Below are 25045 nucleotides of genomic sequence, written 5' to 3'. Positions count from 1 at the left end.
TGAAAACTACCTATTCACCTGCAAGATTTCCACTTTGTTTTTTACCATGACACCTTCATAATAAACAATTTTAGATAAATATTTCACTGATGACTTATGTATAAATAACAATTGCACAACAGAAAGACAAATGAATTGTATTATTAATATACGAATAAAAATTCTCTCCATCTTTTTCACCGGAATTCTTCCCTCCTATACTATATTTGCACATTTCGTTTCATGATTTTATACATCGTACATATAGCAGTTAATTTTATTGTCATTTTCGAGGCATACTTTTATACATTTCCATTGTCGAATTTACTCAAAACATGTTATGTTCTAAATGTATTTTTTTACTTGAAAGGGGTATAAGCATTGAAAAGAATCCTAGTTTTACACACAGGTGGAACAATTGCAATGGAGGAAGATAAAGAAACTGGGGTCGTACAACCAGGTGAAAAAAATCCTCTTTTAAAATTCATTCCTGATTTAGAAGGCGATGTTGATTTAATCGTTGAAGATGTGTTCCACCTACCATCTCCTCATATGACACCGAGCGAAATGTTACAATTACAAGTCATCATTGATGAAAGAGTAAAACAAGACAACATTCATGGCGTAGTCATTACGCATGGCACGGATACATTAGAAGAAACAGCTTATTTCTTAGATTTAACAGTACAAGCAACTATTCCGATCGTAGTGACAGGTGCAATGCGCTCTAGCAATGAGTTAGGTGCTGATGGTCTATATAACTTCTTATCAGCTGTAAAAGTTGCTAGTTGTGATGAAGCTGCAGAAAAAGGTGTTTTAGTCGTATTAAACGACGAAATTCATTGCGCTACAAATGTAACGAAAACACATACAAGTAATGTTGCAACATTCCAAAGCCCACAATACGGACCAATTGGAATGGTAACAAAACGCGGTGTTGTCTTCCATCACGCTTTAGTACATCACGAAACATATACGATAAACAAAGTGTCTAAAAATGTAGTTGTTCTAAAAGCATATGCCGGCATGGATGATACATTATTAGCAGCAATCGAAAATCTTCCTGTAGACGGCATTGTTATCGAAGCTCTTGGACAAGGTAATCTCCCTCCAAGAACACTACCTAGTCTAGAAAGATTATTAAATAGAGGTATTCCTGTCGTATTAGTTTCTCGCTGTTTCAACGGTATCGTTCAAGACGTATATTCGTATGAAGGTGGCGGTAAACACTTAAAAGATATGGGCATTGTATTCACATACGGCTTAAATGCACAAAAAGCACGCATTAAATTACTTGTTGCATTAGAGAATACAAATTCTCATGAATCCATTCAAAATATGTTTATGCACGAATAAAAAGGAGCTGTCGAGGTTTTCCCGACAGCTCCTTTTTATTTTTCTCTTGATGCAATGGTTTGCGCAATCGCATCTCCATGAAATCTCCCGTTCTCGATAAATATTTCATTTGCATTATTTCCAGCAGCAATGACACCTGCAATGAAAATATTTTCAGCATTCGTTTCCATTCTATCCTCTGTATAAATTGGACGTCCTGTTTCTTCATCAATCTGAACACCCATCTTCGTTAAGAAGCTATGATCAGGATGATAACCAGTCATCGCAAATACAAAATCGTTTTTGATTGTAAGAGCTTCACCATCAACTGTAAACGTTAATGTATGCTCAGTAATTTCTTTCACATGAGCCCCAAAATGCATTTGAATTGTACCATTTCGTACTAACGCCTCAAATTCCGGCAAAATCCAAGGCTTTATGCTTGGTGAATACTCACTTCCACGATACAGTACCGTTACACGTGCACCAGATTTAACAAGTTCTAACGCGGCATCTACACTCGAGTTTTTCCCACCTATAACTACTACATCTCGATCAAAATAAGGATGCCCCTCTTTAAAATAGTGAGCTACTTTCTTCAATTCCTCACCTGGAACATTCATATAATTTGGATTATCATAATATCCAGTTGCTACAACAATATATTTCGCTATATATATTTCCTTACTTCCGTCACGCTTTGTCGTCTCAACCTGAAAAACTTCTCCATCTTTTTGAACTTTCTCCACTCGCTCAAAAGCATTTACACGTACAGATTTACGTCTTACTACTTCACGATAATACGCAAGCGCTTGATTTCGAACTGGCTTACGATTTTCTGTAATAAAAGCTACATCACCAATTTCTAATTTTTCACTAGAAGAGAAAAATGTTTGATGAGTTGGATAATTATAAATGGCATTTACAATGTTTCCTTTTTCAATTACTAACGGATTTATCCCTACCTTTTGCAACGAAATTGCAGCCGCTAATCCGCACGGACCGCCTCCGATTATAATAACTGTTTCTTTCTGCATACTCGTCCACTCCTAGTCTTCTACCAATACACTATTTATAAAAACAAGAAAAAACCTACTTACAGCAGTAGGCACCTATCTTTATTGTATTCATTTTTCATATATTTGTCATCTAAACGAAACGTACATCCGATAGACATCTGCTAAAAACTGCTGAAATTTAATACCTTGTTTCCCTAATACATTCTCAGGATCAATCTTTCTAGCTGGATCAAGCGTTTTATGTGACACGATATCTTTTTTCGGATTTAAGCCAAAGTTTTGGCATAAATACGCATGATACCATGTAAAACGATTATATGCTTCCCAAAAGTTAACATCACCACCATAACAAAGTTCCACTCCAATGGCCGCCTTATTCGCGTCATAGCCATATAAGTCATTATCCGTCGGCACACCATATCGAACATGATACGCAACTTCATTTATAGGAATAATCTCCAATATTGTTTTATCATCTATAAATGTATGCGCCGAAGCTTTCGGTTGTAATTCATTAAAGTAATCTCGATTCCCTATCGCATTGCTTCCAGGATTCCCCGTATCATGGCTTACAATAAATCTCACTTTAGTCAGAGGAATCCCCGGTCGTGAACTTCCATATCCAATATAGTTGCGCTCTATAGGAAACATCGCCATTGCTACCAACTCCCGCTCTAGAAGATTACCTTACTTCCTTATATATGTATTCGGTAGCAATGTCCTTATCGCATATTTCTTACGCGAAGAGAAAATCGAAAATATTTGAAGTGAACACCATAAACAACAAGATACTTACAGCCACTCCATAAAAACCGTAAAACCAAACACAATCTTCTTTCGTATCTAAACCGAAAAATTTATTTACCGATTGTAATAATGTGCCACGCTTGCTTTGTTTGTTTCGTAATACTTCCACTCGCTCTACAACATCTGCTGGCATCATAAATCTTTGGTCTACTGTCATTTTCATCATTTATCTCTCCTTAAAATCATTTCCGTTTTGTTTATCTAAGGAGAGTATAGCACGTTTGTTCGTATAGAACAAGCGTTCTTTTTATTTTTATTTTATTTTTCAGCAAGCCAAGTAAAAATCGAGATTACAACGGCAATAATCGGCCCTACTACAACCACACCAAATACCAAAAACAGTAGCCCTTCCCCGAACATCCGAACGGTACTTATTTTTCGAGCTTTCATCGTTCTTGCAAGTTCTCCCTCTAACCTCTTAACCTTCTCTTCTAATTGTTCTACTCGTTCCAGCATTTCATTCTCCATATACAACACCTCATTTAATACTTCAACAAAAAAACGTGATTCCCTCGAAAGGAAATCACGTTTTCTCAAGATATAATATTTTATACCCAACCTCTGAAGCGGCTTGCTTCAGCCATTTTACGAACACCAACCATGTACGCCGCTAAGCGCATGTTCACTTTACGAACTTGTGCTGTTTCATAAATAGAATCAAATGATCTTACCATTACTTTTTCTAAACGTTGTTCTACTTCTTCTTCAGTCCAGTAGTAACCTTGGTTGTTTTGTACCCACTCAAAGTAAGATACTGTTACACCACCAGCACTTGCTAACACGTCTGGAACAAGCAAAATTCCGCGATCTGTTAAAATTTTAGTCGCTTCTAATGTTGTTGGACCATTTGCAGCTTCAACAACGATTTTTGCTTTAATATCATTAGCATTTTCTTCTGTAATTTGGTTCTCAATTGCAGCTGGTACTAAAATATCGCAATCAAGTTCTAACAATTCTTTGTTTGAAATTGTATTGTTAAATAGCTTTGTTACTGTACCGAAGCTATCACGACGGTCTAATAAATAATCAATATCTAATCCGTTTGGATCATGTAACGCCCCGTAAGCATCTGAGATTGCAATAACTTTCGCACCTGCATCATGCATAAATTTAGCTAAGAAGCTACCAGCATTACCGAATCCTTGAACAACAACGCGTGCACCCTTAATATCAATGCCACGTTTTTTAGCAGCTTCGCGAATACAAATTGTTACACCTTTCGCTGTTGCTGTTTCACGTCCATGTGATCCACCTAATACAAGCGGTTTACCTGTAATAAATCCTGGTGAATTAAACTCATCAATACGGCTATACTCATCCATCATCCACGCCATAATTTGAGAGTTTGTGAATACATCTGGAGCTGGAATATCTTTCGTCGGACCTACGATTTGGCTAATTGCTCGTACATAACCGCGGCTTAATCTTTCTAACTCACGGAATGACATTTCACGTGGATCACAGATAATTCCACCCTTACCTCCACCATATGGTAAATCAACAATACCACATTTTAAACTCATCCAGATTGAAAGTGCTTTCACTTCATTTTCTGTTACATTCGGATGGAAGCGAATTCCACCTTTCGTTGGACCAACAGCATCATTATGTTGCGCACGATATCCTGTAAATATTTTAACAGTCCCGTCATCCATACGAACTGGTATTTTCACTGTCATCATACGAATTGGTTCTTTTAATAATTCATATACTTCGTTTGGATAACCCAATTTTTCTAACGCTTCACTAATAACAATTTGTGTTGAATTCAATAGTTCAAAATGTTGTTCCCTTTGTTGTTGTGTTTTTGTTTGAGTTCCCTTTTCGGCTACCATAGTAAGTAAACCCCCTGTAATTTCACTTGTTTAGTAAACCTTCATTGCCTAGTATACACCCTTAAATTTGGAATGCAATAGAAAACGCTAACAAATATATACAAACTATTTTCTGTTGCAAGCGTTTTCACTATTATTATAGTCCTTTTATTACTTTTAGAAAAGTAAAATACTTAAATATTTAAATATTTTTTATTTTCATCAACCACACTCCCATAAAACTGCATATTTTATTTTCAAAAAGTATGTTCGAGTATTTACAATCATCCCTTCCCTTCTCCAAATAAAAACAAAACCTCAGCTATGTTGTATTAGCTGAGGTTTTGTTTTTTCACAAAGTAATTGTGTATTTGTTCTATCGCGTTAACATCCATTAATTCTTTACCGTACTCCATGATGCGATAAATGGTTGCTGTAGACGGATTACCGTATTCCGCTAAAATAGCTATAAAATCCGCCTTTAACAATTGAATTTGTTCCTCTTCTTCCACCCAAAGATAGAAGCGCTCATCCCACGTATATAGCTTTCCGCCAGTTACACCAAGGTTATATAAGCGATTCGACAGGTTAATTACGTCATCTAGAGTAGCAAACTCATATAATATATGCTCACTTTCATCTAGAGTCACTTGCATTTCAATAAACTCGTCACGGAACTCATCATCTGTATCCATTTCTTGATTTTCTTTCGTTACAATTACAACCATCCCTTGTGCTTGTAGAGAAAACACTTCAACTGCAATCGGACCATCTGCTTCAAACCCTAATTCCTTATTTGCTTCTTGCATCATATCACGAAATAATTGCTGTACTTTCGGTGCATTTCTCCATAAATCTTCTTTCGTTAATCCTCGTTCAGATAAATCATCAAATGTTAGAAAAATTTTTATCTTATTGTAATTTAATCGTTCCAGCCTCATCTCATACCCTCCCTACGTAACCAATGCATCTAATTTTTATTATATGAAATAGAAAATAGATGGTTCTTTTCGAACAACTATTCCGACATTTTTAACCATCCATCCCATTCTTCTTTCGTATCACCAATTAAGATTGTTTCAATGTCCAACTGGTTTAGAACGCCTAGCTTTCCGATAAATCCAACAGAAAGAGATTCCCTTTTTTCTTGTAATACATTTATAAAGTTCATCGTCTTTTTCATTTCTTGTTCGTCAGCAAAAGATATAAATACATATTTCGGCTGTATTTCCTCTACCGCTGATAACATACCATCTTCAGCTAAGCTTGTCCTAATATATATCGCCTCATATCCTTTTAAGCGTAAATAAGTTGAAAAAATAAATCCTTTCAATGCATCCTTTTCTAACACAATAACTTTGTGTAAAGAGGAAAACATTGAGGCATTGTGATACACCATCCCTAGACGCGTTTGTAAAAATGATAGTGCATATTGAAATTGCACCATTGAAATCTCATTATTATTTTTTGATGTTAATAATTTGTCTGTCACTCGAAGAACGATACTGGCAACAACCTTTTCTGTTGAATATATACTAAAAGCTTCGTTTAATAATGCAGCAATTGTAATTTCATCAAATTTTAACAAAGCTTGTAGCAAATCGTCCACTAAAACAACTTCTTTATCGAAATGTATCTCTTTTTGAACTGTACTCTGCAAACGATTCTCTTCTAATAACTGAACTGCTTGTCCAATCATCATACCGGAAGAAACTTTTTCCATTAACCATTTTAAAATTTGAATATGCTCTTCTGTATATAAGCGATGCCCAGCTTGATTCCGCTTTGGGGCAATAATTTGATATCGTCTTTCCCATGCACGAAGCGTACTCGGCTGAACTCCAATTATATTCGAAACGGCTTTTATATTATATTTCCCACTAAGAGTTGGCATCATTTCCCTCCGCACAATGTAATGATATGTGTTTGAGCAGGTGCTCGGAAACGAAGTGGTATCAATGTTGTTCCATACCCATTACTAACAAAGAGAATCGTATTCAAATGGTTATATACGCCACCTTTTAAATATTTTTTAGATGGGAATAATCGGATTTGTCCTCCATGCGTATGTCCACTTAACACAAGTGAAATCTGTTCATTTCCAGACATTTTTTTTATTATATCAGGGTTGTGACTAACTAGGATACGAAAACCATCTTCTTTACAATCCGCCAATGCCAAATCTAGACGATCACGGTGCAATCCAACATCATCTATACCGAGCAAACAAATTTTCTCTCCTAATTCAGACTCAAATACCACTCTTGTATTATCTAAAACTTTTACGTTATTTTCTAATAATAACGCATCTAATTCATGATATTCTATCTCATAATCATTGTTTCCCCACACAAAATATACAGGACCTATCTCTCTTAACTTTTGAATATTCGCAGAGATTTTTGATAAAGAGACACCTTGCTCTGCTAAATCTCCTCCGATAATTACGAGATCTACTTTTCCTTTTACTTGTTCAATTAACAAATTCGAAATGACCCTTCTATGAATATCAGAAATAAAAAACACATTTACTTTTTGAAAACTTTTCGGAAATTCTTTAAATACTAAAGTATGTTCCAACACCGTATTACGCATCGCTTCTTTATACATCACAAAAAGTAATAAAATCCCCATGCCTATGAGAGTACTGAATAATATAATCCATATCATATTTTTGACTCCCTCCTCATAAAGATAATCCTAGGCTTTTATAACAAACTGTGATCGCTTAACTCGCTAGCTTTCTTGCTTTGTGGACTTATCTTTTATCGGAATTTTTAATTCTTGACCTGCACTCACTTCATCTTCTTGCAAGTTATTATACTTTTTAATTACTTCAATTCCATTTCCATCTGAAAAATATTGCTTCGCTATACTTTCTAAAGTTTCTCCCTCTTTCACAGTATGCGTTATTACTTTTTCAGAATGTTTCTGCGACTCAGATTTAGCTGAATCAAAGAAGATTACTTCAAACGCACTTTTTCCAGCATTATTACTATCACCCTTCACCTGAATATATTTATCCGTGTACCACAAAATACTAATCGGCAGCAGAATGAATAGAAATGTTAAAACCCGGACGAAAATGTGATTTATTTTAAACTTTTGTTTTTTCTCTTTATTTCTATGAATTTCACTACGCGGCGGTAAACTTTCTTTTTCTTCCACTCGCTCAACTTCTAATTCCTCTTCAAAATCAGGAATTCGTTTCCTCATGTTGTTCACCACCACCTTCCATTTATTTTCTTAATTGGAGTCCCATTATAAAATCAACAAGAAAGTGTGCAAAGATTGTTATAAACAAATTTCCTGTCCATTCAAATACATAACCAAAGACAAAACTAATGAAACAGACGAAACAAAACAAAAATGGCTTTGTTATATAACGAATATGTAACACTGCAAATACGAAGCTCGCAATTACAATTCCAAAATGAGTCTGTACTACACCTCTAAATAAAAATTCTTCTGCAAAACCAATCAAGAACGTAATAACGAGTAAGTGTAGAACGGACATTCCTCGAAACATCTTATCGTTAATACCACCATCATCAAACCAAGACTCCGGAAACACTCGCATTGCAACATAATCTAATAACACAATACCAATCGCTAACAAACCACCTATAATAAGTATAGATACTGGTTCCCATTTCCATAAATTAAAGACTTCTTTTACATCTTGAAATAATATATATGCCAGTAAACAGCCAATACCGATAATAATTAACTGTGTTATATATAGATTCAGCCTTATTTCCTGCGGACTCATATCTTCAACATTATGCCTTTGAATGTTCATCATTCCCCCATCTTTTCTAGGCCGAAAAGCTTTTGTAACTCTGTTTCCCAATTATAGTCGAAATCCGATTGTTGCGCTCGTCTTTTTTTATAATCTTCTTTGGTAATACCGCAATAATCGCAGCAATTCATTAACTCTTGCTCTTTCCTATAACCGAACTGTTGCAGCACATATTCACGTCTACACCCTTTAACTTGTATCCATGACTTCATATTTTCTAGCTCACTATATTTATTACGCAACCTTATTTCTACTTCAGCTATTAATCGGTTCATGATTTCATCTGACAAACCTTCTAATAATAATCTTCGTTGTTGTATAATTCCAACCTGTTCGAGATGATAACGAACGAAACGCCAATATTGCTCATTAAATCTTGCTGCATTATAACAAATTTCTTCTACATCTTCTATTGGTAATTCCTTCGTTTGAAACATTCTTTCTTGTAGTAAAGAAAATAAAAATTGTATTTGTGACTTACTTGGCAATTCATCCTCAATGATTGAAATTGGTAAATCATGATCCAACGGACTACATAATAAAATAGCTATACTCGGTTCGCCATCTCTTCCAGCTCTTCCGATTTCTTGTAAGTAAGAGGCTATATTAGTTGGATAATGAAAATGAATAATATATCGCGTATTCGCCTTATTTACCCCCATACCAAATGCACTTGTGCATATTACAAGTTGCAATTGATCGTTCATAAACTGCTGTTGAATTAACATACGCTCTTCATGTTCCATACCACCATGATAAAAAGCTACACCAGTAACACCTTTCCCTCTCAAGTATTCCGTTAACCTTTCTGTCCACGCTCTACTTGAGCAATATACAATCCCCGGCCCTTGTAAATACATCACCTGCTCTAAAAGCGCCTCTTTCTTTTCTTCTATCGTCTCTACAAATTGCACATCCATTGCAATATTAGGACGATCAATAGAGTATACATGTTCCGCGGCATCCTTTAAATTTAAACTATCTGCGATATCCTGCAGTACCCCTTTTGTCGCTGTGGCTGTCAATGCTAATACTGTAGGAGAACCAATATTTTCAATAACTACATTTAGTTTTTTATAGTCCGGTCTAAAATCATAACCCCATTGAGAAATACAATGAGCCTCATCAACAACAAATAATGAAATATGAATTTTCTTCAATTCCCTAATTAATAACTCCGACTGCAACATCTCTGGTGAAACAAAAATAAATTTATATGAAGATAATTTTTTCATCGCTTCTCTTTTTTCATTTAATGTCCGAAAACTATTAAATGCTATCACTCGGTTTTTCACAACATACTTTAATTGTGTCACTTGATCTTCCATTAAAGATAATAACGGTGATACAACAAGCACGGTTCCTTCTCGCATAAGCCCCGGAAACTGATAGCACATAGATTTCCCTCTTCCAGTCGGAAGCATTGCTATCACATCTTTTCCTTCTAATAAATCTGTAATTACTCCTTTTTGACCTGGACGAAATTCAGAATATCCAAACCACTTATATAAATATTCTTCAAGTTTCATTTACACCCTCCATCCGCGCTAATACAAGACGAACTTCAAAATAAGAGATATCTTCTCCAACCGCTTGTTTCAAAACACGTAACTTCCGCGTTTGCAATGCTTCAATTACTTTTATTACTTTGTCTATCTTTTCTTTTTCCATAAACATTTCAATAGAAAAATCTTTTTCTCGCAAAGCAATTTCAACAAAATGATCTTCTATCGTTGCAACCTTTAAATTCCGAATCGTCGCTATTTCTTCTAAAGAACGTCCTTGTCTCCAAAAATTATATGTTTTTTTCGTGGATAAACTAAATAATTCAGCTCTCTCATTTGGATAAGATATAATTTCAGCTAATAGTGGAAATTCATTTTCTTTATCACGAACTTCTTGTATAAAGAAATGTATTGTACCCCAAAATAAAAAATACACCCTGAATATATCTTGTTTCGTAATTTCTGCTAATTGTTGCAATGTACAACCAATGCGTTCATAACCTGTTAATCGATATGTTACAATCGTCGCTTCTATCGCATTACTCTTTTCTAAAAGATTATGTACTTCCGTCCATAGTTTTCTCGCCAACTCACTTCTCTTATATGGCCTTCCTGTTAGAAAACGTTTCACCCACATCATTATTTCTGTATCTTGCTGAATTGGAATAAACCTCGTATTATTCTGTTGTAAATTTGATATGGTTTGAATAATTAATGATAATCTTTTCCAAAATGTTTCACCTAATTCACCATAATGTAAACCATGCAAATGCGCCGGAAAAGCATAAACTTCCTCCCATTTATGTAACTGCATTTTACCCGTAGGTGTTAACACATATGTATTTTCATGTATTTCTTGAATAAAATCCGCTTGCAACAACTTTGCAACTTCACCATCATAGTCATTTCTATTTAATGATTTATATATTCCGAACAAAAAAGAAATTCGGAACATATTTCCATCTTGTAAAGTTTGCGAAGAACGTTTGCCCTTTAGTAAATAATAAATAGAAGAAACGGTTCTTTCACCATTCAATTGTTTTAAACAATGCAACAAAGTATATTGTATTTGCATGACCGCTTCCACCTTCCAATCTTAACTTCATTCTTTTCAGTACAATTACACTATCTACTGTCGCTCATTAAACTTATCATATAAGAACTATATACTTGTATATATTCTATTGTATCAAACGAAATCATATTTACGTATTTTGAAAATCTTATGACATAATTCAAAAATAAGTTGACACTCTAATTGATAAGCATTATCATTATAATTTTATGTTGAAAAGTTTTACAAACCGTTTTACAATAAGGTTATAATTTTTATGGCGAGCTTTTCACATACATATTATCAGGAGGGAAAAAAGATGGCAAAATATACAATCGTTGATAAAGATACTTGTATTGCATGTGGTGCTTGTGGCGCTGCTGCACCAGACATTTATGACTATGATGATGAAGGTATTGCATTTGTAACATTAGATGATAACCAAGGTATCGTTGAAATTCCAGATGTATTAATTGAAGATATGATGGATGCATTCGAAGGCTGTCCAACTGACTCAATTAAAGTTGCTGACGAATCATTCGACGGAGACGCTTTAAAATTCGAATAGTCTTTTATTAACTTCAAAAAATGCCCCTCATATTGATGAGGGGCATTTTTTGTATCTAAACTTTATTTTCCTTAATAAAAAACCATTAGTAGTTTCACACTACTAATGGTTTTAGTATATATTATGCATTTTTCATTTTTGCAAACACCCATACTTTCAGGCGTGAGAATAATGCTACAAATACAATTGTTACAACAATCCCTTTAATTAAATTAAATGGTAAGATTGCCGTTACAACCGTTGTTTTTATAGCTTCGCTAGACATAGCTGGTGAATTTAAAAACCAAGTGTACGCCGGGAATATGATGATGTAGTTTAATACACTCATAATAAGTGCCATTGTAATTGTCCCTAGCATTAATCCTGTAGTTAAACTCTTCACAGTACGATACTTTCTAAATAAGAAAGCTGCTGGCCCAATAAATAAACATCCTGCAATAAAGTTTGCAATTTCTCCAACTGGTACTCCCGTTAGACTTCCTTGAATCCCGTAATGTAAAATGTTCTTTATCGCCTCTACAATCACTCCTGCTACTGGTCCAAAGATAATTGCCGCAATTAGAGCTGGTACATCACTAAAATCAATTTTCAAAAATGGCGGAAGCCCTGGGAACGGGAAATCCAACATCATTAGTAAATATGCAATACTACTTAGCATCGCTACACTCACCATCTGCACTACACTGTTTTTTTGTTTCATCTTTCTCTCTCCTTTTCCATCGATCATCTCATGGAAAGTGGAAAGGTTCTGCTATGCCTATTTTTTCATAGAACGAAAAAACCCTTTGTGTTTTACACAAAGGGAGAATTTAAGGCACATCAAACAGACGTTCAAATCCATATCTTTTTTGAACGCTTGAACCTCCATCTTCTCCCATCCAGACTATACTGTCGGCTTTGGAATCACACCAAATCCTGCCTTAACGGCTCGCGGGCTTAGAACAAAATCATAAATAGTTCATCACCGCCGGTCGGGATTTTCACCCTGCCCCGAAGATAGACCGATATTCTATTTTCCCCTTCATTATACAACAACCTCATAACATTGTGAACTAAAAAATTGTAACTTATTTAAAATTAGTTATTTATTTTTCGTAACAAAAAATAAATTGCGAGATATTTTACAATACAATCCATATTTTTTATTATTCGGCATTTCTCTTTTGAATTACCTAGTCATATATAATTAAAAGTGATAAGATATTGAATTGTTAAGATAAGAACATTTTCTGAGTTATGGAGGAAATGTCATGAAAAAAGACAAGAGACATTCTATTCGAGAAGCAATGAAAAAAAACTTAAGAAAAGAATACTTTTACTTAAAAAAAGAATTACTTTTCTACTGCCCAATTGATTTAGGCACATTCTCAAACGAGACATACTATGCTACTTTCGATGAAGATGGCATCAGTATTTATCAGTATGATAAAAAAACAGAAAGTAAATTAAAATTGTGTGAGCGTCATCCGTGGAAGAGTTGGAATAAAGTGAAGATTGATCACTATTTGACAACTTCTCAATTTATTTTTCAGGGTGAGCGAAATTGGATCTTATCTCTTTTTCAAAAAGGAAAAGAAGCTCAAAAAATTATTGAAGAGCATACATCTTTACAAACAGAAGTTGTTTCCCGCTCTTTCTTAAAAAAACTTCCTGGTTTTCGTTCTAATACACCACTGAATAAATACATCGGTAGTATTTGTTACACTGCACTTATTGCATTTTTATTAAAATGGATGATTCCATTTCAAGCACCACAAATCGCCCTGTATTCTATTTCGATTGGTTGTATGCTTCTTGGCCTACTTTGTTTGACAATCGGTTTAATTGAACCGACTATCGTACTGTTTCGAACAAAAGAGAAAACAAGAACAAAAGTTTTTTACTTATATAGCTATTTAGCTATTTCTGGATTTATATGTGTCTTTATTTTTTGGTAAAAGAAGCCGTCCCAAAATAAATTTTGGGACGGTTTTCTTTTAGATATAGATGCTCTGATTCACTCAATAGTTCTAGCAAAAGCGCCCATATAATTTCATTTACATTGAATCTTATTTAAGAAGAACATAAATTTGTTCAAAGTTTAATTTTTGAGGCGTTTCCTTTACTTAACATATAATTGTTGATTAGGATAAATTAGCTCTTGCTGCAATCCATTTTTTTCTTTAATTTCCTTAAGTGTCATACTAAATTTCCGTGCAATACTAACTAAAGTATCGCCTTTTTGTACGACATATAATGACGAAGAAACAACTTCATTTCTTTGTTCACTTAAAACAAGCAATGGGTTCATCGCATTCTTTTTCGCCATCGTCCATCTTCCTTGATGAAGTTCTAGATGTAAGTGCGCACCTCGCGATTCTCCCGTGTTCCCTACTTCTCCAATTTTTTCTCCTTTGGAAATATAATCTCCTTGATTCACATATCTCTTATTTAAATGTGCATATACAGCCTCATATTCTCCGTGTTTAATAAATACAACATTTCCATAACTACTTGAATAATAAGACCTCGTTACCTTACCATCTTGGATAGCTGCCACAGGCGTTCCAATCGGCGCAGCTACATCAACACCATAGTGTTTTCCATGCCTTGTCCCAAAATAATCACTTATCTGACCTTCAACAGGCCATGTCCATCGATTTTCTTCTGCATAAACATGTAATTGAGATACAAACAGTATACTCAATAACATGACACCGCATTTTAAAACTTTCATATACATCCTCCGTTTTCTAATTACCACCATACCTTCTCTATTTTGGTATATTACAGAAAAAAGTATACAAAAAAAGAAAGTGAATTACTCCACTTCCTTCTCTTTTTTATCACGAAAAACTAATGCACTACGGTTATACTCCACATCTTTCACTTGTAATCGGGCATTTATTACTCGAGCTATCGCAAACAAATAATCAGATAATCTATTTACATACTTTAATACAACTTCATTTATTTTCACTTCTTTTTGCAATGATACTATAGAGCGTTCTGCTCTCCTTACAACAGTACGTGCAATATGAATAGTAGCCGCCGCCTCGCTACCACCTGGCAAAATAAAGCGTTCTAGTGGCGGGGCTTCTTCTATATATAAATCAATCTTTCTTTCTAAACTTTCAACCATCTCAATTGTCACTTTATAAGGAATTTTTTGTTCCACTATTGCCAAGTCTCCTCCACAATCAAATAGTTCATGTTGAATATTTTCGAGCTCATTGTAAATATCTATAAAAGCCCCACCTTGAAGCTTAGTCATTGCATATCCAATATGAGAATTTGCCTCGTCTATTGTTCCATACGCTTCCACACGGATATCATCTTTATCAACCCTGCCACCTATTACACTTGTCGTTCCTTTATCTCCTGTTTTTGTATATAATTTCATTTCTTCACAGCACCTCTCTTGTTATTCTTTATTCGAGCAACATAGAAAAAAGTTCTACCATTCTTTATTTAATTGAGTTTACAAAAAAATAAAAAACAGCAGAACTTTATTCATTATCAACTTTAAAAACGCATATCTAAATTATACGATTCGGTAAATATACAGAGAATGTAGTTCCTTCTCCAACAACACTTGATACAGAAATTTTACCATCATGGCCTTGAACAATATTTTTCGCAATCGCAAGCCCGAGTCCTGTTCCACCCTTTTTCCCACGTGTTCTTGCTTTATCAGCTTTATAGAAACGATCAAATAAAAATGGAATATCTTCTTCTGGAATGCCTGCACCCGAATCTTGTACTTCAAAAATAAGACCGTTATTTTTCGTATCAATTACAAGCGTTACATGTCCGCCTGCATTCGTATGACGTATTGCGTTATCAATTAAATTCGTCAATACTTGTTCCATACGATCTGCATCAAACGGGTATTGTTCAATTGGATCTTTGAAATCAACCGTTAACGCGACCTCTTTATCCTTTGCAATCCCTTGGAATTTACGACCAATTTTTTCAACAAACGGATGTATATCCACTTCACCAATATGTAACTCTACATGACCGCTTTCCATACGAGCTAAATCTAACAATTCATTTACAAGTTTACCTAAACGAACAGATTCATCATAAATAATTTGAACAAACTCATCTATTTCCTCTTTCGTTTGCACAATATCATCTAAAATCGCTTCACTATACCCTTGCAGCATGACCATTGGTGTACGAAGTTCATGTGATACATTCGCAATAAAATCTTGACGCATCTTTTCAAGACGACGTTCTTCCGTCATATCTCGCAGCACTGCTACAGCTCCACGAATTTTCGTTTGATTGTAAAGCGGCGTCATAAGAACTACATAGTTTCCTTTTTGTAAATTAATTTCAACAACTTGTTGTTGTTCGCTTTCTACAACGAGATGGAATAATTCCACAAGTTCAGAAGGTAATTTTTTACTTAACTCTATCTCTTTTTCTTCTTGCCAAACTTGTAAGAAATGTTCGGCCGGCGGATTGATTACAACGACTTCACCTTCTTGATTTAACGTAATAACCCCATCTGCCATACTACTCAAAATACTTGCTAACTGCTCTTTTTCTTGTTGCAAGGCGTTCATATTAAACTTCAACTGTTTTCCCATTTGATTTAAGGCCGTTGCAAGCTCACCAATCTCATCCTGAGATACCATAGGAGCCTTTGCATCAAACTTCCCACGTGACACTTCAAAAGCAACCTCACGCATTTTACGAAGCGGTGCTGTAATCCGAGTAGATAAGAAGAACGCAAAGAAAGTTGTTAATATGATCGCAATTCCAGCCGATAAGAAAATAAAATCAGTTGTTCTTTCCATACCTTGTATCGGTACTTGTAAAGATTCATATACGAACACTGCACTTTGATTTTTTGATTGCACTGGTTTTCCGACGATCATAATATCATTTTCGGTGTTTTTATTCTTCCTACTATTAGACGCTTTTCTAATATTATTCTTAATTTCTTTTTTGTCTGTAAACACAGCCGATAGTTCTTTATCTTCTTTTAAGTCATCCATTGTAAGAGTGACTAACCCTTCTTGTTTCGGTGAAGAAGAGATTTCTTTACCATCTTCTACAATAATAATCCTTGAAAGTGGGTCAGAGAATTTGTAAGCGATATTCTCAATCGTTTTTACATCGGCACCTTCTTCAATTAACTCTGAAACACTTGTTGCAACTTTTTGAAGCCTAGCTTCACTCATATCAACATAATACGTTCTAAAAAACTGTGAAAGTAAAATCGCAACAAATCCAAGAACAAACGAAACGAGAAGTAATATGGTCATCCATAACTTCCCTACTACACTTCTCCAAAGCATCAGTCGTTCACAACCTCAAATTTGTAACCTACACCCCAAACAGTAACGATCATTTTCGCTGCATCTGGTGATTTTTTGCTTAACTTCTCACGTAAACGCTTTACATGTGTATCAACTGTACGTAAATCTCCGAAGAATTCATATTGCCATACTTCTTTTAACAGTTGCTCACGATCGAATACTTTATCAGGAGCTTTCGCTAAAAATAATAGTAACTCATATTCTTTCGGCGTTAAGTTTACTTCATTACCATCTGCAGTAACACGGTGTGCATCGTTATCAATTGTTAAGTGCGGGAATACAGTAACATCTTTTGTCGTTGTATCTTGTGTAAAGAATGTTGTTGGTACAGCACGACGTAATACCGCTTTCACACGTAGTACGACCTCACGTGGACTAAATGGCTTTACAATATAATCATCTGTTCCAACTTCAAATCCTTGTACTCTATTTACTTCTTCACCTTTTGCTGTCAGCATAATAATTGGTGTCGCTTTCTTCTCACGAACCCCTTTACATACTTCAATGCCATCTTTACCAGGCATCATAAGATCTAATAAGATTAAATCGTAATCATTTTGCAACGCCATTTCTAAAGCTGTATCACCATTATCTGCTTCTTCAATCGTATATTGTTCTCTTTCTAAGTACATTTTCAATAAACGACGAATACGATCCTCATCATCTACAATTAAAATTCTTGATTCATTTTCCATCTCTACCCGCTGCACACTCTCACCTCAGCGGTTCACACCTACCCTTCTTTAACTATTATGTTGCGCTATTCTTGTTTATTTAAGCAATCTTCTAAATGTTTCACTTCCCATATTATGCTTCACAAGAATAATAAATTTTGTTCAATTTTTTTCCAAAACTATGTATTTTTTTTGAACAGTATATAATGTCCTCGACATCATTTTACAAAATCAACCGCTACTTTGTCATGTTTTTCTCAAAAAAGAAGAAAAGTTGACAAAAATAAAATAGGAAAGTGACATGCACTCCCCTATTTTATTTCTCTATGCATATGAATGTAAACCGGCAATAATTAAGTTTACTACAATAAAGTTAAACATAATGATTGCAAAACCAATTACTGCAAGCCAAGCTGATTTCTCTCCATGCCACCCTTTAGATAATCGTAAATGTAGTACCGCAGCATAAAAGAGCCACGTTATAAGTGCCCAAACCTCTTTCGGATCCCAGCCCCAAAAGCGCGTCCACGCTATTTGAGCCCAAATCATCGCAAAAATTAACGCTCCTAATGTGAACACTGGGAATCCAATTGCAATAGATCGATATCCGATTTCATCTAGTAGATCACTATTCGTATTCTTTACTAACGGCTGAAGTGCCGCCGATACTCGCTTCCGTAAAACAAGTCTTAATACAATATACAGTAATGTTCCAACTAACACTGACCAAATAACAGTATTTAATTTTTTCGCATTTACAATTGCTGGAACTTCAACTGCCGGTTCTAATTTATTTTCTGTCAGTAACTTCCCTTCATGCGGTCCAACTAAAGCCGGAAGATTGTACTTCATTTCCGCTTGCTGTTCATTTTTGTCAATCCATTGAAACTTCGCTTCATATTTCATACTAGAAAATACCGTTGTTACCCCAATAAATCCAACTGTACAAACAAGTGTAAATACTACCGTCTCTAGCCAAAATGTACGTTTACTTCTCGTCGATTGATCTACATTTTTCAATAAATACATAACGCCTGTAATAAAACTAATCGCTAAAATGGCTTGTCCTGCTGCTGCAGTCGTCACGTGAATATGTAACCAATTACTTTTTAAAGATGGAATAAGCGGAGATATTTCCCTCGGAAACATACTTGCATAGGCAATTAATAAAAGCGCAACTGGTAATGCAAATAGTCCGATTATGCTTACACGGTACATAAAATACATAACAATAAATGCTCCTACAAGCATCATGCCGAAAAATGTACCGAATTCAAAAAAGTTACTAACTGGCGCATGCCCTGATGCAATCCACCTTGTAACAAAATATACTGTTTGTGCTATAAACCCTAAAATTGTAATCGTTATTCCTACATTTGCCCATTTATGACCCTTTTCTTTAATGGCTCCCCCAAAAAATAGAGTCGCAATTAAATATAAAATAAATGCGGTAAAGAGAAAGTTACTACTTATTTGCACCATATCGTTTCCCCACCTTAACTAATTTTTTTATCAATTACTTTATCATTTGGCTGTGGAATTGCTGTACCTTCTATTACTCTTTCAATATCTTTCTTTAAACCGAACCAATTTTTATTTGTATGCCCTGCAATCCACCATTCATCATTAACACGTTGTATCCAAATACGGCGATGATTCCAATACATACCTTGAATGACACCAACCATAAATATAAATCCTCCAATGCCGAGAATCCAAAGCGTTAAATCTTTTCTTACAGTAAGTGCTGTTGCATTTTGCATTTCAACACCTGCAAACGACATTTTATATTTGTTGTTTCCATCTGGTTCTATATTTTGCTGAATACCAACAAAACTCACTTCACCATCTGGTGTTTCAGGTGTAAACATTTTAAATACAAATGCAGGATTGTTTGGTAATTTCGTTTTTGTATTTGGTTTTCCATTCTCATCAAAATAAAAATCAGGAAAATAGCTTAATAGTTCTAGAGAATAACCATTTCCTAAATCATATTTTTCCTTAGGATTCGTTAAATCTACTTTAATTGGTCCCCACTTTTGATTATTTTCTTTATTTTGCAAGTTAAAGGACATACTTTTAAATTCACTTTCTTTATAAGAAACTTGATACACTGCAAATTGATCAAATTTCAGTGGTTCATTCACTCGAATTTCCGCTTCTTTTACTTTTTCTAATTTCGGTTTTTGTCCTGCTATATTTTCTCCTACCGCTTTATATAATACGGCATTCGTTTGGAAGTTTTTCGCAATCATTTTATCGCCTACACGATCAATCGCTTCATCAAAAACTTCCTTGTCCTTACTTTTATCATAAACTTCTTTTATAAATTTCTCGTTTTTTAAGTAGTATTGTCCATCCGTCCCTGGTATTTCTTTCGTTTCACCGTCACGTAACCAAAGTGCTTCGTCTACGTACATACTCGGTAAAAAACGAAGCATCGCACCGAATAAAAAGATAATAAGACCGATATGATTTACATATGGACCCCAACGCGAGAAGCGTCCCTTTTCTGCTAAAACGTTTCCGTCTTCCACTTTCACGTTATAGTTTCTTTTCTTTAAATTCTCTTGCACTCTTTCCAGGTCACCTTCTTGCGGTGTACCAGTCCCATATAATCTCTGTCTCTTTAAAAAACTAGGATGTCTTTTTACGCCTTGCTTTTTTAAAGCTTTATAAAGTGGAATAACGCGGTCTAAACTACATATCACAAGTGAAATACCGATAGAAGCAATCAAAATCATATACCACCATGAACCGTATAAATTATTAAACCCTAATTGATAGTATAATTGTCCTAAAAATCCGTATTCTTGTTTATAATATTCAGCTGGTGCAATACCTGGAGTTATGTACATTTCTTGCGGAAAAATAGTTCCTATCGCTGATGCAGCTAAAGTTATTACGATTAGCCATACACCTACTTTTACAGAAGAGAAAAAGCTCCAAATTTTATCGACTATCGTTTTTGTCTGCGTGAGAGATCTCCGTGCACTCCCCTCATAGCGCATATCCAATAGTTTTGCATTTTCATTGCTTTCAAATGGTTTCCCGCAAGCTTCACAAAAAACGGTTCCTATCGGATTAACATGTCCACATTCACATTTAATTTCTTTCAACACTCTCACCGCCCCTGTATCTATATGTACTATTGTATATTCTAACCTCAAGTTACCGCAATACTCAGAATTTTTAAACCAGAGGCACTATAAACACGCACCCCTTATGTAAAGGCTTTCTTTATTACGGAGTAATTTTCTTTAAATACCCTTCTAACTGTTCTTTCGTTTGTTCCCCTATAATTTGCTCCACTACTTTTCCATCTTTATCAATCAAAAAGCTTGTCGGTAAAGGACCTACTCCATATGTTCCTATAATCTTTTGTCCTTTATCAATGGCAACTGGGAATTTCAAACCATATTGGTTCACAAAGTTCTTTACTGCAATATCCGTTTCATCTGCATCTAACGCTATGATTTCAACGCCTTTTTCTTTATACTTTGGATATAATTCATTCATATAAGGCATTTCTTTTTCACAAGGTTTACACCACGTGCCCCAAAAGTTTAAAAATACACCTTTTCCCTTTAAATCTTTTAGTTCAATTTTCTTTCCTTCTAAATCCGTCACAATAAAGTTAGGTGCTTCTTTTCCGATTTGCATTTTCTCTTTATTAGCAAAGAATCCTTGATAAAGGGTAAATCCTACAGCACCACATAAAATGAGTAGAATAATAACGCGAAATAATAAGCGATTTTTCTTCATATTACCTCTCCTCTCCTCGGCAAGTGTTATGTATTATCTTCTGTAAATGTTGTATTGAATAAATCACCAGCAGAGCACTCCACTGGTGAATTTTTAACTCTATAGCTTATCTTGGCTTTGTAGAAGCAAGCGCGCGTAATTGTTTCACCTCATGTGGTGTCAATTCTCTCGCATCACCAGGTCGCAGGCTTCCTACTTCTAAGAAAGCATAACGTTCACGTTTTAATTTCACTACTTTACAGTCTAACGCTTCAAACATACGACGTACTTGACGATTACGTCCTTCATGAATTGTTAATTGTACAATAGCCATCTCTTTACGCTTGTCCCAAGAAATAATTTTCACACGTGCTGGTGCTGTTTTACCGTCTTCTAACGTAACACCGCGTTCTAACATGCGAATTTTCTCACCTGTTAATGGCCCTTTTATTTTTGCAACATATGTTTTTTCAACTTTATATCTAGGATGCATTAATACGTTTGCGAAGTCCCCATCGTTTGTCATTAATAATACGCCAGACGTATCATAATCTAAGCGTCCGATTGGGAATAAACGTTGTGTAATTTCCGGGAAAAAGTCCGTTACAACACTTCTTCCTTTATCGTCTGATACACTTGAAATTACGCCAGTTGGTTTATATAGTAAAAAATAAACAGGTTCTTCTTTTTCAAGAGGGATATTATTTACTTCTACTTTATCTTGAGGAGTTACTTTTGTCCCTAACTCTTTCACTATTTTTCCATTAACTTTCACTTTTCCTTGCTGAATTAATTCCTCAGCCTTTCTTCTCGATGCAATACCTGCTTGCGCAATCACTTTTTGTAATCGTTCCATTTCTTTTTTTCACCTCGAATTTATCTTACCTTACATTAGAAAGACTTGGCAACCGCATACGCTTTACGGCTATTCGCTTCATCTTACTTAAACAACATAGCGATGATAATAAACATATAAAGGTCAAATCATGTTTTTACCCTTTATTATTGTCCATATTTTTCATATTTCTCACAATAAAAGTTCATCATTTTGTCAAAAATACCACATAAAAAAACCACTATTAAGCTACACCTTAATAGTGGTCGTATACGTATTATAAGCGAAATAGCGTAAAAAATGAATAGTATTACTGAAACAATAAAGAAACGAACACAATTGAGCATATAATCCCGATTAAATCTGCAAAAAGCCCTACTTTTAGTGCATCCCCCATTTTTCTAATCCCAACCGCTCCAAAATATACAGTTAAAATATAGAAAGTCGTATCTGTGCTCCCTTGCATCGTAGAAGCCAATCTCCCAATAAACGAATCTGGCCCATATGTTGCAATTAAATCGGTCGTAATACTTAAACCAGCAGATCCTGAAATAGGGCGTATAAGTGCTAAGGGTACAATTTCTGCTGGAACATGGATCAAATCTAACATTGGCTTCATTACCGATATCATTGCATCTAACGCACCTGAAGACCGGAATATAGAAATAGACACAAGCATTCCAACCATAAACGGTAAGATGGAAATTGCAATTTGAATCCCTTCTTTTCCTCCCTCAACGAACGATTCATACGTCGGCACTTTCTTTATTGTGCCATATAAAAGGATAAAACCAATTACACAAGGGATTACCCATAAGGAAATTGTATTTACAATGCTCATTTTTTCCGCCCCTTTCTACTCCTTCTTCGGTAAAAATAGCGGTCAATCCAAATTGCCCCAATCATAGAAAGTACTTGTGCAATAAATGTTACCCCAACAATTTCAGTAGGATTCGCTGATTCATACGTCATTCGAATGGAAATGACTGTCGTAGGAATTAATGTAATAGCTGATGTATTTAATGCTAGAAACGTCACCATAGAACGGCTCGCCGAATCCTTTCCTCCATTTAACTCTTTCAGTTGTTCCATCGCTTTAATACCAAGAGGGGTCGCTGCATTACCTAGACCAAAAAAGTTTGCCATCATATTTGATAGAATAAATCCCATAGACGGATGATCCTTTGGTATTTCTGGAAACAACCTTTTTACTATCGGCATAAAAAGTGTAACTAATTTTTTTAACAATCCGGCTTCCTCTGCAATTTTCATTAAACCGAGCCAAAATACTAAAACACTAATAAGTCCTATACAAATCGTTACCGCATCTTTTGCTCCGTCAAATACAGCTTTATTCACTTCTTCCATCGTTCCATTTATCATGGCGTATACAATCCCAATGACAGCCATCGCTACCCATACGAGATTAACCATCGTTCCCAACACCTATCATGTAAGAAAAAATTTCTTTCACATTATTCCAGTAAAGTCCCGTTGTAGCTACTAACTTTCGTTTACTATAAAATAAATTCCGTTCTCCAACTTTTTCATTACCAACATAAATGTCTGTCTTCCCAACCTTTACTCCATCCGTAAGTTTTGTACTTTTATCGAGTTCAACTTTTAATACTACGTTCTTTTTTTCTTCTTCAGTTAACGGTACCGAAAAACTATTTTTCGTATAAACATGGTTGGCATACTTCTTTTCATTTATTTCAGCAATTGCTCCTTGTCCTAAAACTTTCGTTTGTTTGAAACGGTCAAAACCTTTATCAAACAAATTCATATGATCATCCCAATCACTAGAGGCACTCAAAGTTACGACAATTAAATCTAGTCCACCTTTTGATGCCGTTGTAACAAGCGTTCGCCCAGCTTTCTTCGTAAAGCCTGTTTTTCCCCCTGTTGCAAATTCATAATAAGACGTTACCAGCTTATGTTTATTTTTCCATGGGTAATCCCAAGAATCTGATTTATATGTTTTGGTTCCAAAGATTTTCTTAAATGTCTCGTTTCCCATTGCATATTTCGTTAATAATGCCATATCGTAAGCCGACGAATAATGTGATCCATCTCCATCTAAGCCATGAGGGTTTGAGAAGTGCGTATCTTTCATTCCAATTTCTTTCGCTTTTTGATTCATTAAATATACGAATCCATCTATACTCCCACCCACACTTTCAGCAATTACTTGCGCTGCGTCATTACCAGATCTAAGCATGAGTCCGTATACTAAATCTTCTAACTTCACTTTTTGTCCAGGCTTTAAATAGATTGCCGATCCTTCCACCCTCACCGCTTCATTACTAACTGATACCATTTCTTTCATCTTCCCTGATTCAGCAGCTAATAAGGCGGTCATAATTTTTGTTATACTAGCAATTTTTTGAGGCTCATGTTCTGCCTTTCCGTATAATACACGACCAGACTGTTGCTCCATTAATACAGCATTTCGAGCACTAACATTGCTGTTCATCTTTGCATATGTAGGAATCGGCATAACGCTTGCATACATCATAAGAAGCGTAATGATTACACAAATTCGTCTCATATTTCCCCCCACGTCCTTTTGGCACTTTTTGTACAAGTGTATG

28 protein-coding genes and 1 riboswitch are annotated in these 25045 nt (G+C 35.1%); of the genes, 3 read left to right on the top strand and 25 right to left on the bottom strand.

The window, feature by feature from the left end; genetic code table 11:
* Positions 1-6: 6 nt before the first annotated feature.
* The gene (locus tag NST90_RS07490) at positions 7-180 is read right to left on the bottom strand and encodes a YpfB family protein (protein WP_000738057.1); all 174 of its coding nucleotides are present in this window, start codon (positions 178-180) and stop codon (positions 7-9) included.
* Positions 181-360: 180 nt separating this feature from the next.
* Between NST90_RS07490 and ansA the strand changes: the two genes are divergently transcribed.
* Positions 361-1335: an asparaginase gene (gene ansA / locus NST90_RS07485; RefSeq protein WP_000822010.1), complete on the top strand. Its 975-nt coding sequence runs from the start codon at positions 361-363 to the stop codon at positions 1333-1335.
* A 35-nt stretch (positions 1336-1370) separates the two neighbouring features.
* On the opposite strand, the gene NST90_RS07480 is transcribed toward ansA, so the two are convergent.
* From NST90_RS07480 to NST90_RS07425, 12 genes are all read right to left on the bottom strand, one after another.
* Positions 1371-2351 carry a YpdA family putative bacillithiol disulfide reductase gene (locus tag NST90_RS07480; protein WP_001168524.1) on the bottom strand — a complete coding sequence of 327 codons (981 nt, stop codon included), beginning with the start codon at positions 2349-2351 and terminating at the stop codon, positions 1371-1373.
* 108 nt (positions 2352-2459) lie between these two features.
* On the bottom strand, positions 2460-2990 hold the full coding sequence (locus tag NST90_RS07475; protein ID WP_001240655.1) for an N-acetylmuramoyl-L-alanine amidase: 531 nt from the start codon (positions 2988-2990) through the stop codon (positions 2460-2462).
* Between the two features lie 79 nt (positions 2991-3069).
* The gene (locus tag NST90_RS07470; protein ID WP_001983018.1) at positions 3070-3306 is read right to left on the bottom strand and encodes a DUF3961 domain-containing protein; all 237 of its coding nucleotides are present in this window, start codon (positions 3304-3306) and stop codon (positions 3070-3072) included.
* 92 nt (positions 3307-3398) lie between these two features.
* Positions 3399-3608 (bottom strand): hypothetical protein, encoded by a 210-nt coding sequence (locus tag NST90_RS07465; RefSeq protein WP_000426763.1) that lies wholly within the window; start codon positions 3606-3608, stop codon positions 3399-3401.
* 80 nt (positions 3609-3688) lie between these two features.
* Positions 3689-4975 carry an NAD-specific glutamate dehydrogenase gene (gudB, locus tag NST90_RS07460; RefSeq protein ID WP_000225173.1) on the bottom strand — a complete coding sequence of 429 codons (1287 nt, stop codon included), beginning with the start codon at positions 4973-4975 and terminating at the stop codon, positions 3689-3691.
* A gap of 311 nt (positions 4976-5286) precedes the next feature.
* The gene (locus NST90_RS07455; protein ID WP_001235402.1) at positions 5287-5895 is read right to left on the bottom strand and encodes a genetic competence negative regulator; all 609 of its coding nucleotides are present in this window, start codon (positions 5893-5895) and stop codon (positions 5287-5289) included.
* 77 nt (positions 5896-5972) lie between these two features.
* Positions 5973-6848: a MerR family transcriptional regulator gene (locus NST90_RS07450; protein WP_025709291.1), complete on the bottom strand. Its 876-nt coding sequence runs from the start codon at positions 6846-6848 to the stop codon at positions 5973-5975.
* Positions 6848-7624 carry a metallophosphoesterase gene (locus tag NST90_RS07445; RefSeq protein WP_025709293.1) on the bottom strand — a complete coding sequence of 259 codons (777 nt, stop codon included), beginning with the start codon at positions 7622-7624 and terminating at the stop codon, positions 6848-6850. The genes NST90_RS07450 and NST90_RS07445 overlap by 1 nt, the downstream gene beginning before the upstream one ends.
* Positions 7625-7690: 66 nt before the next feature.
* On the bottom strand, positions 7691-8170 hold the full coding sequence (locus NST90_RS07440; RefSeq protein WP_001231553.1) for a LysM peptidoglycan-binding domain-containing protein: 480 nt from the start codon (positions 8168-8170) through the stop codon (positions 7691-7693).
* A gap of 22 nt (positions 8171-8192) precedes the next feature.
* Positions 8193-8756 (bottom strand): CPBP family intramembrane glutamic endopeptidase, encoded by a 564-nt coding sequence (locus NST90_RS07435; protein WP_001025780.1) that lies wholly within the window; start codon positions 8754-8756, stop codon positions 8193-8195.
* Positions 8756-10285, bottom strand: coding sequence for an ATP-dependent DNA helicase RecQ (recQ, locus tag NST90_RS07430; protein ID WP_000762971.1), 1530 nt, complete (start codon positions 10283-10285; stop codon positions 8756-8758). The genes NST90_RS07435 and recQ overlap by 1 nt, the downstream gene beginning before the upstream one ends.
* Entirely contained in the window at positions 10275-11336 is a 1062-nt protein-coding gene (locus NST90_RS07425; RefSeq protein WP_001167004.1) for a helix-turn-helix domain-containing protein, read from the bottom strand. Before NST90_RS07425 ends, recQ begins: the two co-directional genes overlap by 11 nt.
* Before the next feature lie 298 nt (positions 11337-11634).
* Between NST90_RS07425 and NST90_RS07420 the strand changes: the two genes are divergently transcribed.
* Positions 11635-11883: a ferredoxin gene (locus NST90_RS07420; protein ID WP_001151993.1), complete on the top strand. Its 249-nt coding sequence runs from the start codon at positions 11635-11637 to the stop codon at positions 11881-11883.
* Between the two features lie 121 nt (positions 11884-12004).
* On the opposite strand, the gene NST90_RS07415 is transcribed toward NST90_RS07420, so the two are convergent.
* The gene (locus NST90_RS07415; protein ID WP_000810855.1) at positions 12005-12583 is read right to left on the bottom strand and encodes an ECF transporter S component; all 579 of its coding nucleotides are present in this window, start codon (positions 12581-12583) and stop codon (positions 12005-12007) included.
* A 162-nt stretch (positions 12584-12745) separates the two neighbouring features.
* Positions 12746-12885: riboswitch (FMN riboswitch) on the bottom strand.
* Between the two features lie 248 nt (positions 12886-13133).
* Here NST90_RS07415 and NST90_RS07410 point away from each other — a divergent pair.
* On the top strand, positions 13134-13820 hold the full coding sequence (locus NST90_RS07410; RefSeq protein WP_000710837.1) for a hypothetical protein: 687 nt from the start codon (positions 13134-13136) through the stop codon (positions 13818-13820).
* A gap of 164 nt (positions 13821-13984) precedes the next feature.
* Here NST90_RS07410 and NST90_RS07405 read toward each other — a convergent pair whose 3' ends face one another.
* The 11 genes from NST90_RS07405 to dacB all read right to left on the bottom strand — a co-directional run bounded on the left by NST90_RS07405 (position 13985) and on the right by dacB (position 25002).
* A complete protein-coding gene (locus tag NST90_RS07405) occupies positions 13985-14599 on the bottom strand; it encodes a peptidoglycan DD-metalloendopeptidase family protein (RefSeq protein ID WP_000866123.1) in 615 nt (204 codons plus the stop codon).
* Between the two features lie 84 nt (positions 14600-14683).
* Positions 14684-15265 carry a cob(I)yrinic acid a,c-diamide adenosyltransferase gene (locus NST90_RS07400; protein WP_000781266.1) on the bottom strand — a complete coding sequence of 194 codons (582 nt, stop codon included), beginning with the start codon at positions 15263-15265 and terminating at the stop codon, positions 14684-14686.
* Positions 15266-15401: 136 nt separating this feature from the next.
* Positions 15402-17177, bottom strand: coding sequence for a sensor histidine kinase ResE (gene resE / locus NST90_RS07395; RefSeq protein WP_000964687.1), 1776 nt, complete (start codon positions 17175-17177; stop codon positions 15402-15404).
* Positions 17177-17893: a DNA-binding response regulator ResD gene (resD, locus tag NST90_RS07390; protein ID WP_000426861.1), complete on the bottom strand. Its 717-nt coding sequence runs from the start codon at positions 17891-17893 to the stop codon at positions 17177-17179. The genes resE and resD overlap by 1 nt, the downstream gene beginning before the upstream one ends.
* 303 nt (positions 17894-18196) lie before the next feature.
* Positions 18197-19354 carry a cytochrome c biogenesis protein ResC gene (gene resC, locus NST90_RS07385; protein ID WP_000250079.1) on the bottom strand — a complete coding sequence of 386 codons (1158 nt, stop codon included), beginning with the start codon at positions 19352-19354 and terminating at the stop codon, positions 18197-18199.
* Positions 19355-19368: 14 nt separating this feature from the next.
* Positions 19369-20994 carry a cytochrome c biogenesis protein ResB gene (resB, locus tag NST90_RS07380; protein ID WP_000910523.1) on the bottom strand — a complete coding sequence of 542 codons (1626 nt, stop codon included), beginning with the start codon at positions 20992-20994 and terminating at the stop codon, positions 19369-19371.
* 121 nt (positions 20995-21115) lie between these two features.
* Positions 21116-21637: a thiol-disulfide oxidoreductase ResA gene (resA, locus tag NST90_RS07375; protein ID WP_000742192.1), complete on the bottom strand. Its 522-nt coding sequence runs from the start codon at positions 21635-21637 to the stop codon at positions 21116-21118.
* A gap of 106 nt (positions 21638-21743) precedes the next feature.
* Positions 21744-22472, bottom strand: a complete 729-nt coding sequence (gene rluB / locus NST90_RS07370; protein WP_000440556.1) for a 23S rRNA pseudouridine(2605) synthase RluB — start codon at positions 22470-22472, stop codon at positions 21744-21746.
* A 289-nt stretch (positions 22473-22761) separates the two neighbouring features.
* A complete protein-coding gene (gene spmB / locus NST90_RS07365) occupies positions 22762-23292 on the bottom strand; it encodes a spore maturation protein SpmB (RefSeq protein WP_000029514.1) in 531 nt (176 codons plus the stop codon).
* Positions 23289-23885: a spore maturation protein SpmA gene (gene spmA, locus NST90_RS07360; protein WP_000247811.1), complete on the bottom strand. Its 597-nt coding sequence runs from the start codon at positions 23883-23885 to the stop codon at positions 23289-23291. The genes spmB and spmA overlap by 4 nt, the downstream gene beginning before the upstream one ends.
* Complete coding sequence (gene dacB / locus NST90_RS07355) at positions 23878-25002, bottom strand: D-alanyl-D-alanine carboxypeptidase DacB (protein ID WP_001252638.1); 1125 nt, start codon at positions 25000-25002, stop codon at positions 23878-23880. Before dacB ends, spmA begins: the two co-directional genes overlap by 8 nt.
* Between the last annotated feature and the right edge of the window lie 43 nt (positions 25003-25045).

Source organism: Bacillus sp. FSL E2-8900 (genome assembly GCF_037966225.1).
Taxonomy (GTDB): domain Bacteria; phylum Bacillota; class Bacilli; order Bacillales; family Bacillaceae_G; genus Bacillus_A; species Bacillus_A cereus.
Note: the sequence above shows the minus strand (reverse complement) of the source record. Positions and strands in the feature narration are given on the sequence as shown.